A 12538-nucleotide genomic window follows, 5' to 3' on the forward strand; every position below is an offset into this window, starting at 1 on the left:
GTGCGCAACGCTATTCGCCACAAATATCCGAACGTCCGTTTTATCCTCGGCCATTCGGGCGGCTTCGTCCCTATGCGTCGCATCGGATGGCCGTCGCGATCGTGAGCGATACCGGACGCAGCCCCGCCCTCGCTGTTGCCCCCGCACCCGTGGCCGCGGGCAAGCTGTTCCCGCGGCTCGGCACCGCGCCCGCAATCGCTGACTGACGCTCGAAACTGCGGGGAGATCGCACTTTCGAAGAGAATCGCGATCTCACCGCAGTTTCGGTGATTCGTCAGGTCAGAACGCTGCCTCGGGCAGGCTCATGATGTCGTCGTCGAGGTTCTCGACGATCTCGCGCACCGCCGCCAGGTTCGGCAGCATGTTGGCGGCGAAGAACGCCGCGGTGGCGATCTTGCCCCGATAGAACGCCTCGTCGCCTTTGGCGGCAGCGAGCGCGGCTTGTGCGATGTTGGCCTGGACCAGAAGGCGCCACCCGATCACCAGGTCGCCGACTGCGAGCAAGTACCGGACCGACGCGAGGCCGACTTTGTAGATCTCCGTTGGCTGCTCGGCGGCGGCCATCAGGTAGCCGGTCAGCGTTGCGGTCATCGCCTGGACGTGCTCCAGCGCGGTGCGCAGTTGGGCGGCCTGGGTCTTCAACGCTGCATCGGAACTGTCGATCGTCTGGCTGATCTGCGTCGCGACATGTGCCAGCGCCTCACCACGGTCACGAACGATCTTGCGGAAGAACAGGTCCAGCGCCTGGATCGCGGTGGTGCCCTCGTACAGCGAGTCGATCTTGGCGTCGCGGATGTACTGCTCGATCGGGTAGTCCTGCAGGAAGCCCGAACCCCCGAGCGTCTGCAGCGACTCGGTGAGCAGTTCATATGCGCGTTCGGATCCCACGCCCTTGACAATCGGAAGCAACAGGTCGTCGACGCGGTGCGCCATCTCGGCACTCGCGCCCGAAACCTGCTGAGCCACATCATCATTCTGATGCGCGGCGGCGTACATATACAGTGCCCGCAACCCCTCGGCGTACGCCTTCTGCGTCATCAGGCTGCGGCGCACATCCGGGTGGTGGATGATCGTCACTCGCGGCGCCGACTTGTCGGTCATCTGAGTGAGGTCGGCACCCTGGATGCGCTCCTTCGCGAACGCCAGCGCGTTGAGGTAGCCCGTCGACAATGTGCCCGCGGCTTTGACACCGATTGTCATCCGGGCGTTCTCGATGACGGTGAACATCTGCGCGATGCCGTTGTGGACGTCGCCAACCAGATAACCGACGGCAGGGATGCCATGGCCGCCGAACGTCAATTCGCATGTGGGGGAGGACTTCAACCCCATCTTGTGCTCCAGCCCTGTTGCGAAGACGCCATTGCGTGGGCCGAGCTCGAAGGTGTCTGGGTCGAACAGGAACTGCGGCACATAGAACAGGCTCAGGCCCTTGGTCCCCGGGCCGGCGCCCTCCGGCCGGGCCAGCACCAGATGGAAGATGTTCTCAGCGCTATCTCCGACGTCACCACCGGAGATGAACCGCTTCACGCCCTCGATGTGCCAGGTGCCGTCGGGTTGGGCAATTGCCTTGGCACGCCCAGCGCCGACGTCGGAGCCCGCGTCAGGCTCGGTCAACACCATGGTGGCCGCCCAGCCGCGCTCCAAACCCACTGCAGCCCAATGCTTTTGCTGGTCGTTGCCCTCTTCGTACAGCGCGAGCGCCATCGCGGGCCCCAGCGCCCACCAAAACGCGGCGGACGGGTTGGCGCACAGCAGCATTTCGTTGACCGCCCACACCAATGCCCTGGGCGCGGGCACCCCGCCGATCTCCTCGGGCAGACCGATACGCCACCACTCGGCGTCCTTGACTGCCTGCACCGACTTGGCCAATTCGCCTGGCACGCTGATGGTGTGGTGCTCAGGGTCGAAGACCGGCGGCTTGCGGTCAGCCGAGGCGAAGGATTCGGCCACCGGTCCCTCTGCAAGCCGCGCGACCTCGTCGAGCATCGTGTGCACCGTGTCGGCGTCCAGATCGCCATAGCCCCCGGACTCGAGAACACCGCCGAGGTTCAGCACCTCGAACAAGTTGAACTCGATGTCACGGAGGTTGGTGAGGTAGTGGCCCAACGCTTTTCCCTTCGCTTGGCAAACTGCGAAAAGTGTGGCGGGCCAGGCAAAACGTACGCAACCGTAACCACGGCAACCTACGGTGACGGAACCGTAGGGTACGAGGTCAGGCAGCTTGCTGTGATGGGCGTCACATAGCGGGAAGCTCGGCGACTACCTCGGCTCGGGCCGCGTCGAAGCTCAGATATCCCTTGATGGGCAGACATTCGGGTGGGGGATCCTCGTAGCTCCACGCCACGTCGTCGGCCACGGTGTCGCCAACGACCGCCGCCCAGTACGTCGCGTGGCCCTTGTAGTTGCAATAGGACGTCGTCGTCGTGCGGCGCAACAGGTCGGTGCGAACGAGCGAAGGGTCGACATAGAGGCGAGGGTCAAGCGCGGTCTCGAACACGATCACCGTGTCCGCGGTGTCGACCAGGGTGGCGCCTGCGACGTCGACCCGCAACTGGCGATGAGTCGGTCTGCAGTCGATGCGGTGGTACGGGTTGGGCGGGTAATGGACGAGTTGGCGGCCTTCCTCGAGCCAGGTGTCGACCGCGTCCCACGGCACGTGGACGTATCCGGGCGCCTGCGGTTCGGCTTCGGTGGGCAGGTCGCCGACGTCGTCGGCCGGGAACGCGTAGCTCAGTGGGTGATCGCGCCGATGCACGAGCAACGCCCGCTCGGTGTCGATCACCGTCTGCCCGTTGCGGATGGCCTGCACACGGCGCGGGTGCGGCTCGACGAAGACCACCTCTCCGGGTAGGGGAGGCGAGAACCAGCCTGCGGGGTCCTTACTGAGTGGACCGCGTCCGGCGACGAGACTCATTGCCAAAGCTTTACAGAGTGCGCGTGCAGTGTCACTGCCGTGGTGAATGTTCGCCGAAGCCGCATGGCGGGCAGCTGTAGGGAGTGCAATAGGGCAAGGGAGAACGGGGTGGGGTATGAGGCGACTCAATGGCGTCGACGCGTTGATGTTGTACAGCGAGACGCCCGAGGTTCATATGCACACGCTCAAGATCGGCATCCTCGACGTGTCCGGCGTCGAGGGCGGATTCACCTTCGATCTGTTCCGCGAAGTCGCCTATCCGCGGTTGATGACGTTGCCCGCGCTTCGCTACCAACTGGTCGACATACCGCTGAAGCTGCATCACCCGATGTGGGTGGAGAACGACGACATCGACCTCGACTATCACTTGCGCCGCGCGCGGGTGTCCGCTCCCGGTGGACGCCGCGAACTCGATCAGCTGATCGGCGAGATCGCCAGTGCGCCGCTGGATCGCAGCCGTCCCCTGTGGGAGATGTATGTCGCCGAGGGGCTGGCCGACAACCGCATCGCGATCATTCACAAGGTCCACCATGTGCTGGCCGACGGGGTGGCCTCGGCCAACCAGATGGCCAAGGCGATGGCGCCGCCGGAAGCGCTGCCCGTCACGGCACCTCCCTCGTCGGCGCAGGCGAGCGGCAGCCTGCTGAAGGCGGCCGGTCGCGATCACCTGCGCCTGATCGGAAAACTGCCTCGGCTGGTGCGCGAAACGGCCCGCGGCGTGTCGCGGGTCCGGAGTCGCTCGAAGGAGCGCGGTCAGCATCCGGATCTCGCCCGCAACTTCGCGCCACCCCAGTGCTTCATCAACCATGTCGTGTCCCCTGGCCGCCGGTTCGCGACGGCACCGCTGGCGCTGGCCGACGTGAAGGAAACGAGCAAGCATCTCGGCGTCACCCTCAATGACATCGTGTTGGCGACCGCGGCGGGAGCCCTTCGTCAGCTGCTGCTGCGCTACGACGGTACGGCCGATTCACCACTGATCGCCGGAGTCCCGGTGAGCTACAACCCTTCGCCGGAGCGGTTGGTGGGCAACGAATTCACATATATGACGCCGTCGTTGCCGGTGCACATCGAGGATCCGCTCAAGCGGGTGGAGTTGACGTCGGTGGCGACCGCCATCGCGAAGGAAAACAACCAACTTCTGGGGCCGACAGTCCTGCCCGCGTGGCTGTCCTATCTTCCTCCTGCGCTCGCGCCGGGACTGTTTCGTAGCCAGGCCCGCCGGCTCGAGTCGGCCAGCGTCATGAATCTGGTCATCTCGAATGTGCCCGGTCCGCGGGAACGCGGCAACATCGAGGGCGCGACGGTCAGTGAAATCTATTCCGTTGGACCGGTGGTCGTGGGCAGCGGGATGAACATCACGGTATGGAGCTATGTCGACCAGCTCGCGATCTCGGTGTTGACCGACGATCTCACTCTCGACGACCCGCATGAGGCCACCGACGCAATGGTCGACGCCTTCATCGAAATACGCAGCGCGGCAGGGCTATCCACCGACCTGACACGGATCGGTGCGGCCATGCCGCTGGCTGCTGCGGCCGGCTGACCGCTCGGCACAAGCCAGGATTTTCGACCAGCCGGTTGGCCGGACGGCGGTTGGCCAGGAAAATCTAACCTTTACAGATCATGACAGAAGTGTCACGCTCTAGGCATGGCTACCCGATCCGTCATCGCCGACGACAAGACCGCCGCGGGTATCGATCGCGCGGCCGCAAGCAGGGTGCTCCGGTACCAACTCAACGTTCTCGCAGCCAGCGCGGAGGATGTCGTGCGGTCGGCGGGCGGTTGGCTGTATGACCGCGCGAGGGCCGGCTGGGATGTCAATGTGATGGTCGCCGACGGAGCCGACCCCCGGCCGCTGACGATTCTGGGTGCGACGGCACGAGACGCGAACGAGGGTTTCCTGTCGATGGTTCGCAGCTCATCGCGCGTCGGTGCACTGGCCGTCAGCGCCGAACTGCTGGCTGCCGATCAGCTGGTCCGCGACGAGGTTGTCCACGTGCTGAAGCGCGGACTCACCGAAGTCACCGTGTGGGGTTCGCCGTGGCCGGCCGAGCTGGGTCGCCAGACTGATGCGATCCACCATCGGGTGAGTTCGGCTGCGCGGGCCTTCAAATCGCAGGCGCTTGTCGCCGCCGACGTCTCAGGCGACAACGCCACATCGAGCGAGACGCTCTTCCGGATCGGCTCGGGGGCCTTCCGCCCGCTGTACTCGGTCTGAGGGCGCTACCGAATCCAGCCCCGGCGGCGCAACCACCAGTCACGCGCCACCGCGATCAGGATGAGGATCGCGAACGCGATCAGGAAGCCGTCCTCAACGTGGCCGACGTGATTGCCCCGCAGCATCAGCAGCATGAATCCGGCGGCCAGCAGCCCCCCGATGTGGATCACCTTGTGGTTCTCCTTGGACCAACCCCACTCCGCGGAGGGCACATCTTCGACGTCCGGAGCTTCCCTGCCGGTGTGTCGTTCCACCTCGGTGTTGGCCACGGCTACTCCTCATGGTCGGGCTGAGTCTGCAGACATTCTGGCACAGGCCTACTACGCGCGGCAGTACACCCGTTGACGTCGCCTTTTCCGTTTGCCGGCATCGCGGACTGGCGGAGCGTAGCGTCGTCTTCGCGCCGAAGGGGGAGTCTGATGGCATTGCAGTTGGAGGGGAAAGTCGCGTTCATCACCGGCGCCGCCAGGGGGCAGGGCCGCTCGCATGCGGTTCGGTTCGCCGAAGCGGGCGCCGACATCATCGCGTTCGACCTGTGCGACCAGATCGACAGCGTCGCTTATCAGATGGCCACGCCGGAGGATCTCGACGAAACAGTGAACCTGGTCGAGAAGACGGGTCGCCGCATCGTCGCCGAACAGGGCGACGTCCGTGATTTCGAACGGCTGAAGGCGGCGGTCGCCAACGGCGTAGCCGAACTCGGTCGGCTGGACTTCGTTCTCGCCAACGCCGGGATTCTGCCGATGGTCGGTCAACAGGCACAGGACATTTCGGCTTTCAACGACGCGATCGCCGTGATGCTCAACGGCGTGTATTACACGATCGAGGCGGCGTTGCCCGCACTGCTCGCCCACGACGATGGCGGAGCGATCGTGATCACCAGCTCCGTTGCCGGGCTGTCCGGTATGCATGTCAAGCTGAGCCAGAAGACTCACGGCGGGGCAGGCTATCTAGCCGCCAAGCATGGGGTTGTCGGCATCATGCGCGGCTACGCAAACATGCTCGCCGAGAAGAACATTCGCGTAAACACCGTCCACCCGACGGGGTTGAACAGCGGGATGATCGTCAACCCGCAAGTCGAACAGCTGCTGGCCGAGCAGCCCGAGTACGCCGCGGCATTCGAAAACCTGCTGCCGGTCCCCCTCATCGAGGCCAGTGACATCAGTGAGGCCATGCTCTACCTCTGCGGACCGTCGGGCCGCTACATCACCGGCATCCAGCTTCCCATCGACGCGGGCTTTCTGGTCAGGTGAGCTGGCTGTAGCGGCGCAGCGCTTCCTTCCGCTCTGCCGCATGGTCGACAATCGGTTCGGGATAGTCGTCGTCGTCCACCTCGGGCACCCAACGGCGAACATAGGCACCGTCCGGATCGAACTTCTTGCCCTGCGTAGCGGGGTTGAACACGCGGAAGTACGGCGCGGCGTCGGTGCCGCAGCCGGCGGCCCACTGCCAACCGTGTTGGTTGTTGGCGATATCGCCGTCAACCAACTGCTCCAGGAACCACCGGGCGCCCCACTGCCAGGGCAGGTGCAGATCCTTGACCAGAAACGACGCGACGATCATCCGGACCCGGTTGTGCATGAAGCCGGTCTGAGCGAGTTGGCGCATGCCGGCGTCGACGATCGGAAAACCGGTGCGGCCCGCCTTCCACGCCTCGAACAGCTCTCGGTCATCGTCGACCTGGATCGCGTCGAACGACTTGTTCCAATTCCACCACGCACTGTCGGGCCACTCGTGAAGCACCGCGGCATAGAAGTCACGGAACGCCAGTTCGCGTAGATAAGCCTGGGCGCCCGTGGTGCCGTTGAGATCGGCGGCCATGGTGCGCGGATGGATCGCGCCGAACTTCAGGTGCGCCGACATCCGGCTGGTGGCGTCGAGGTCGGGCCGGTTGCGTTGCTCGGCGTAATTGTCCAGTTCGCTGTCAACGAATTTCGCCCATTGCTTGCGGGCGGCCGTCTCGCCGGCAGGCAGCTCCAGCTCCACCCCGGCGTCGGGGATGTCCACCCCGCCGGGCACGTCGGCCGGGTCGATCCAGCGCGCTGAGCTCGCGCTCGAGTCGGCGGGCGGACGCCAGCCGTGCCGCCGCCAAGCGTCGTAGAACGGGGTGAACACCTTGTAGGGCGTGCCGTCGCTCTTGACGACCCGGCCTGGCGAAACCAGATACGGCGACCCGGCCTCCTCGAGCGATACGTCACCCAGCGCGTCGCGAACCGCGTCGTCGCGTCGGCGGCCGAACGGCGAATACTCCGCCGACACATGCACGGATGGGGCACCAATATCCTTGGCTAGCTTGGGAATTCGCTTCTCCGGACGACCGCGCGTGACAAGCAGCCGCCCATCGAGGGAGCCACGCAGATCCCGTAGCGCGTCGTACAGATACTGCAGCCGGCGCGATCCAGCCGAAGCCGTCAGTCGAGGGTCCAGCACGTAGCAGGCCAGCACCTCGCCGTCCTGGGCGGCGGCGTCGAGCAGCGCAGGCAGGTCACGCAGCCGCAGATCGCGCCGAAACCACAGCAGTGTTGGCATCCATTGATGCTGCCCGAATTTCGAGATAAAGAAACAGGATGCAGTTTTGGAGCGGCACACCGTTCATGAAGACCACCGAGATCATCGCGGTGGCCCGGATGTTCGACGAGGCCGGCTTTGACGGGCTGATCTGTTCCGACCACCTGATCTATCCCCGCGAGCTGTCCTCGCCGTACCCGGACTCATCGACGGGAAGGCCAGGGTGGGCACCCGAAACCGCCTGGCCGGATTCGTGGGTGCTGACTGGTGCGATGGCGGCGGTGACGCATCGGCTGCGCTTTTCGAACGCGGTCTACGTGGCGCCCGCACGGCCGTTGATCGAGGTCGCCAAACAGGTCGCGACGGCCGCGGTGCTGTCGGAGGGCAGGGTGTCACTGGGTGTAGGCGTCGGGTGGATGCGCGAGGAATACGACCTGCTGGGCCAGGACTTCGAAACCCGTGGCAAGCGGCTCAACGAAATGATCCCCGCACTGCGGGCGCTGTGGCGCGGCGGCTGGGTGTCCTGGAGCGGTGAGTACTACCAGGTTCCCGAGCTGATGATCGAACCCCATCCCGAGGCGCCGGTGCCTATCCTGTGCGGCGGTGAATCCGAAGCCGCGCTGCGGCGCGCGGCCAGACTGTGCGACGGCTGGGTCGGCTACGCGTACGCATGGGACGACGCGGTCCATTACGCCGAGAGGCTGACGAAACTGCGCCGCGAATACGGCCGCGAGAACGAGCCGTTCGACGTCCTGCTGGCGCTGCTCGAACCGCCGACGCCTGACCTGTACAAGCGGGCCGAGGATGTCGGCATCACCCAGGTGATGTCGGCGCCGTGGATGGGGGCGGAGTTGGCGCCCGGCGGCGTCGACCGTTACCGCGCACCGATCGAGCGGTTCGCCGAAACGATCATCGCCAAGGTTCGTGGGTAAATATCGTTGGCCTCGTGCCTGATTCGAACGATGACGCGGTCCGGGAACTGGTGGAGTGCTTCTACGCGGCGCTGGACAGACGTGACTGGGACACCATCGAGGCGTTGGTCTCGCCTCGGTTGATCGCTGAGGTCGGTAGTTCGGAACCCCTCGGGTGGGCCGAGTGGCGGGCGAATCTGGAGGAGTTCATTCGGGGCTTTCCCGATGGTCAACACGAAATCGAGGAAGTCCTCGTCGACGGCTCGCACGGCATAACGCGCTGCCGATTCACCGGCACCCATACCGGTGAATTCCGTGGCATCGCGCCGACCGGCACCAAAGTCTCGATCGCGGGCATTCACATCGACCGCTTCCAGGGGGATTCGCTGGTGGCGCATCGCGGCCAACTCGATCTGCACGGGCTATTGGAGCAGCTCAAGGGGTCCTAGCTGGCTGTTGCGTCAAACTGACGCTTGCAGTGACACCATAGTGGTGTCATCATGACACCATGGACTTGCAGCCATATGTGGATTCGGTGCGCCACGAGTTGTCTGTGGCGGCAGCCGCCGGGGGACAGGATGCGCAGGCGCTTGCCGAGCGACTGACCGCACCCCTGGAATCGGCGATTCGGCTGGCCCTGCTCGAGGCGCTGTCGGAGGCGGCGCAACAGATCACCCGCGACCTCGCGCCCCGCTCGGTCGACGTGCGACTGCGGGGGCGCGATCCCGAGTTCAGTGTGTCGACCGGCATAGAGGACGGGCCGGACATGCCCGCCGTCGTACCCGAATCCGACGACGACGGCGGCACCTGGCGGGTGACGCTGCGGCTTCCCGAACACCTGCGTGCCCGCGTCGACGCTGCCGCGCGCGGCGACGGCCTCTCGGTGAACGCGTGGCTTGTCCGCGCGGTGTCGGCGGCGCTCGGGGGGTCCCGGCGTCCACGCGGCGATTCCGGCAAGCACTTCAGCGGCTGGGTCCGCTAGCCCACAACACCCAGGAGGAGAAACGATGCCCACTTTCGCTACGCCCCAACCGATCACCGCGACGGTCGAAATTTCCGCAGGCGCTGTGCAACTGGTCGCCAGTGACCGCGACGACACGGTCGTCGAGGTGCGGCCTCGCGATGAATCCCGCAGCCATGACGTCAAGGCGGCCGAACAGGTGTCGGTCGACTTCAGCAACGGTGCGCTGCGGGTGTCGAGTCAGCGCGGGTTCGCGTTCCCGCGCCGGGGAGCGGTCGTTGTCGACATCGCGCTGCCCGCCGGTTCGCGGGTCAACGCATCGTCGGCGTCGGCGTGCATCACCGCCGAGGGTCGATACGCCGACTGCAAGTTCGCGTCGGCGAGCGGGAATGTCGAGGTCGGCAGTGTACACGGAAACCTGAAGGCGGACAGCGCATCTGGAGGATTATCCGTTCGCGAGATCAACGGCTCGGCGGCCGTCTCGACGGCATCCGGTGATGTTGTGATCGGAGACCTGCATGCCGATATCAAATTCCGCGCCGCAAGCGGTTCGCTGACCGTCAAACGCCTACAGGGCAAGGTCGACGCGCAGACGGCTTCCGGTGACATCAATGTGGCAACGGCCGTCAACGGCGGTGTGTCCGTGCATACCGCCAGCGGTGAACTCCTCGTCGGTGTCGCCGAAGGTACGGCGGCCCAACTGGATTTGACGACGGGATCGGGCGAAGTGCGCAATTCGCTGGCGTCGACCGACGGTCCGGCCGATGGTGATCAGACGCTAGTCGTGCACGCGCGGACCCGCTCCGGCGACGTCGTCATTCAGCGCGCGCTTCAGGACGGCCCGGTTACCACCAGCTGATGCCCGTTCGACAGCCGGACAACGAATTCCCGCATGCTCCAAGGCTGTTCGACGGGAGGCGAGGCTATGCATGCTCCTGCGGTAACGGCGCGGGCATACGACGCATCGAACTCGATGCCAACATCGACGCTTACGGTGATGGGCGCACTCGACGACGCCGCCACCAGCCGTATGACAGGGCCGACGCTCCACGGACCGAATACCACGCCGACCATCGTCGGTGGATCGCCCACGTGGTAGCGCGTCCTGGCGCCGAGCACACACCGCAGTAGCTCGAGCTCGGCGGTGACATCGTGCACCGGAAGCGTGACCTCGACACCGAGCACGGCGGTGGGCTCCGGTGCACGCGACCGACCCAGGACGATCGACTCGTGCGCATCCTCGCGATGCGGGTACCGTTGCGCCAGTCTGCCGTGTTCGGTCAGGCCCAGCCTGCGGGCAGTGGCCAGCGATCGGACGTTCGTGGTGTCGACCCAGGCCTCGACGCGGGCAAGTCCCAGCGGGCCGAATGCATACTCGATGACCGCCGTCGCCGCCTCGGTCATCAGCCCGCGACCCCACGCTCGCCTGCACAACATCCAACTCAGACCGGGCACTGCTACGTCGCCGAGCAGCCCGACCACGCCGACGGGAGTGGTTGCCTCCCGCACGGTCCACGCCTGGGCGCCGTCGCCCAGGACGTAGCGCGCCAAGTGTTCGCGGGTTTCAGCGACGTCGACGCATAGCGGTGCGTCCCACCAACGCATTACGTCCGGATCGCTGTAGGCCACGTGCAGCGCCTCGGCGTCGCGGTCTGGATCCAACGGAGTCAACGACAGCCGGGCGGTCGTCAGCTCCACCCAGACGAGGCTAGTCGCCGGGGTCGAACCGGAACACCGCGAGTTGGCCCGCCAAGCCCGCGAACTCCTCAGGGGCGCCGTCGCGCACCAGGCCCGCGCGTTTGGCGAAGCCGACACCGACCGGCACCTTGACGGCGAACGCTCGCAGCACGGGCCGCGACTGCGCCGGATCCAGTTCGACGATCTTTACGCGCCGCGACTTGCGTCCTCGCGACAGCGTCCCCGCGCCTGCGGCGCGCGCGTTGGACGCCCAGTCGGCCCCCGGATAACCGGCGACGACATAGAGGCCGCCGTCATGCTCGAACGGCGTCATCGGCGTGCTGCGCGGCTTTCCGCTTTTCCGTCCCGGCACTGTCAATACCATCGCCGGGCCGGTAGGGATGCCGAGCTTCTGCACGGCCATCATGAACTTGTTCATCGGTTTGAGATACCGCGGCGGGCGAAAGTCGGACATGGCTTGTCTCCCTTACTGTTTGATGAACAGGTCTTGATTGGCGGATACCGCGTCGGCGAATGTCTGGGCGGGCCTGCCGAGGATCTTCTCCACCTCGTGCGTGACCAACGCCGGCTTTTCGACGGTCGCCTCCAGAAACGCGATATAGGCGTCGGCGAATTCGGCCGAGAAACCGAGTCCGATGAAGCGCTGACGAACAAGGTCCGCGGGGACTTCCTGATAGCGCAGCGGTCGGGAAATCACCGATCCGATGATCTCGACCATTTCGGTGTTGGTGAAAGCCTGCGGTCCGGTCATCGGAATCTTGCGGCCGACGAGTTCATCGGTGAGCAGGGCCTTGGCCGCCACGGCGGAGATGTCGCGGTCGACGATCGGTGCTGTCGATGCCGTCGCATACGGTCCGTTGACCACGTCGCCCGTCTGAATCTGCGGCGCCCACATGCCAAAGAAGTTGGTGATGAACACCGTTGGACGAAGGCTGACCCACTCCAAGCCCGAGTCGACCGCGAGTTGCTCGACTTCCTTGTTGCGGTCGCCGCGAAACCGTGAGGGCTGACGCGCGAAGTCGTCGTCGGCGTTGATCGCCGACAACGCCACGAGTCGGCTGACACCTTCGAAGCGCGCCTGGCGGACGACCGCCTCCAACTCGTCGCCCAACGCACGCGAGTTCAGGAATACCGCCGAGGCGCCGGCCAGTCCCTCTGCTGCGGTGCGCACCACCTTGACGCCATCGGGAAAGCGGGCGGCATCGGGTTGTCGGGTGACGGCGCGCACCTCCACGCCGGCTGTTGCGAGTTCGTTGACGAGTGGGCGGCCGACGTTGCCGGTTGCGCCGGTGACGAGAATTGCGTTCATGGAGTCAAGGACGACGTCG

General features: G+C 65.5%; 14 protein-coding genes and 1 pseudogene. 8 read left to right on the forward strand and 7 right to left on the reverse strand.

What is annotated here, in order from left to right; translation table 11 throughout:
• Positions 1-203 (forward strand): annotated as a pseudogene (locus tag J3E61_RS21175) (hypothetical protein); the annotation flags it as partial.
• 76 nt (positions 204-279) lie between these two features.
• On the opposite strand, the gene J3E61_RS21180 reads toward J3E61_RS21175, so the two are convergent.
• Positions 280-2106 (reverse strand): acyl-CoA dehydrogenase, encoded by a 1827-nt coding sequence (locus J3E61_RS21180; RefSeq protein WP_210084857.1) that lies wholly within the window; start codon positions 2104-2106, stop codon positions 280-282.
• Positions 2107-2236: 130 nt separating this feature from the next.
• Entirely contained in the window at positions 2237-2914 is a 678-nt protein-coding gene (locus J3E61_RS21185) for a DUF427 domain-containing protein (RefSeq protein ID WP_210084858.1), read from the reverse strand.
• A 115-nt stretch (positions 2915-3029) separates the two neighbouring features.
• Here J3E61_RS21185 and J3E61_RS21190 point away from each other — a divergent pair, with 115 nt between their 5' ends.
• On the forward strand, positions 3030-4457 hold the full coding sequence (locus J3E61_RS21190) for a wax ester/triacylglycerol synthase family O-acyltransferase (protein WP_210084859.1): 1428 nt from the start codon (positions 3030-3032) through the stop codon (positions 4455-4457).
• 105 nt (positions 4458-4562) lie between these two features.
• Positions 4563-5132 (forward strand): hypothetical protein, encoded by a 570-nt coding sequence (locus tag J3E61_RS21195; protein WP_210084860.1) that lies wholly within the window; start codon positions 4563-4565, stop codon positions 5130-5132.
• 5 nt (positions 5133-5137) lie between these two features.
• On the opposite strand, the gene J3E61_RS21200 is transcribed toward J3E61_RS21195, so the two are convergent.
• Entirely contained in the window at positions 5138-5401 is a 264-nt protein-coding gene (locus tag J3E61_RS21200) for a DUF2631 domain-containing protein (protein ID WP_192721092.1), read from the reverse strand.
• A gap of 147 nt (positions 5402-5548) precedes the next feature.
• On the opposite strand from J3E61_RS21200, the gene J3E61_RS21205 reads away from it, so the two are divergent.
• Positions 5549-6385 (forward strand): mycofactocin-coupled SDR family oxidoreductase, encoded by an 837-nt coding sequence (locus J3E61_RS21205; protein ID WP_192722383.1) that lies wholly within the window; start codon positions 5549-5551, stop codon positions 6383-6385.
• On the opposite strand, the gene J3E61_RS21210 is transcribed toward J3E61_RS21205, so the two are convergent.
• Entirely contained in the window at positions 6378-7661 is a 1284-nt protein-coding gene (locus tag J3E61_RS21210; RefSeq protein WP_210084861.1) for a deoxyribodipyrimidine photo-lyase, read from the reverse strand. The genes J3E61_RS21205 and J3E61_RS21210 overlap by 8 nt on opposite strands.
• Before the next feature lie 38 nt (positions 7662-7699).
• On the opposite strand from J3E61_RS21210, the gene J3E61_RS21215 reads away from it, so the two are divergent.
• The 4 genes from J3E61_RS21215 to J3E61_RS21230 are packed head-to-tail and all read left to right on the forward strand — an operon-like array spanning position 7700 to position 10371.
• Entirely contained in the window at positions 7700-8572 is an 873-nt protein-coding gene (locus J3E61_RS21215) for a TIGR03619 family F420-dependent LLM class oxidoreductase (RefSeq protein ID WP_210084862.1), read from the forward strand.
• 14 nt (positions 8573-8586) lie between these two features.
• Entirely contained in the window at positions 8587-9000 is a 414-nt protein-coding gene (locus J3E61_RS21220; RefSeq protein WP_192721089.1) for an ester cyclase, read from the forward strand.
• Between the two features lie 59 nt (positions 9001-9059).
• A complete protein-coding gene (locus tag J3E61_RS21225; protein ID WP_210084863.1) occupies positions 9060-9533 on the forward strand; it encodes a histidine kinase in 474 nt (157 codons plus the stop codon).
• A gap of 25 nt (positions 9534-9558) precedes the next feature.
• Positions 9559-10371, forward strand: coding sequence for a DUF4097 family beta strand repeat protein (locus J3E61_RS21230; protein ID WP_192721087.1), 813 nt, complete (start codon positions 9559-9561; stop codon positions 10369-10371).
• Here J3E61_RS21230 and J3E61_RS21235 read toward each other — a convergent pair.
• The 3 genes from J3E61_RS21235 to J3E61_RS21245 are packed head-to-tail and all read right to left on the reverse strand — an operon-like array spanning position 10344 to position 12519.
• A complete protein-coding gene (locus J3E61_RS21235; protein ID WP_192721086.1) occupies positions 10344-11210 on the reverse strand; it encodes a GNAT family N-acetyltransferase in 867 nt (288 codons plus the stop codon). The genes J3E61_RS21230 and J3E61_RS21235 overlap by 28 nt on opposite strands.
• Before the next feature lie 10 nt (positions 11211-11220).
• Entirely contained in the window at positions 11221-11664 is a 444-nt protein-coding gene (locus J3E61_RS21240) for a nitroreductase family deazaflavin-dependent oxidoreductase (protein WP_210084864.1), read from the reverse strand.
• 12 nt (positions 11665-11676) lie between these two features.
• Entirely contained in the window at positions 11677-12519 is an 843-nt protein-coding gene (locus tag J3E61_RS21245; protein ID WP_210084865.1) for an NAD(P)H-binding protein, read from the reverse strand.
• Positions 12520-12538 lie beyond the last annotated feature (19 nt).

Source organism: Mycobacterium sp. OAE908, from assembly GCF_017872775.1.
GTDB lineage: Bacteria > Actinomycetota > Actinomycetes > Mycobacteriales > Mycobacteriaceae > Mycobacterium.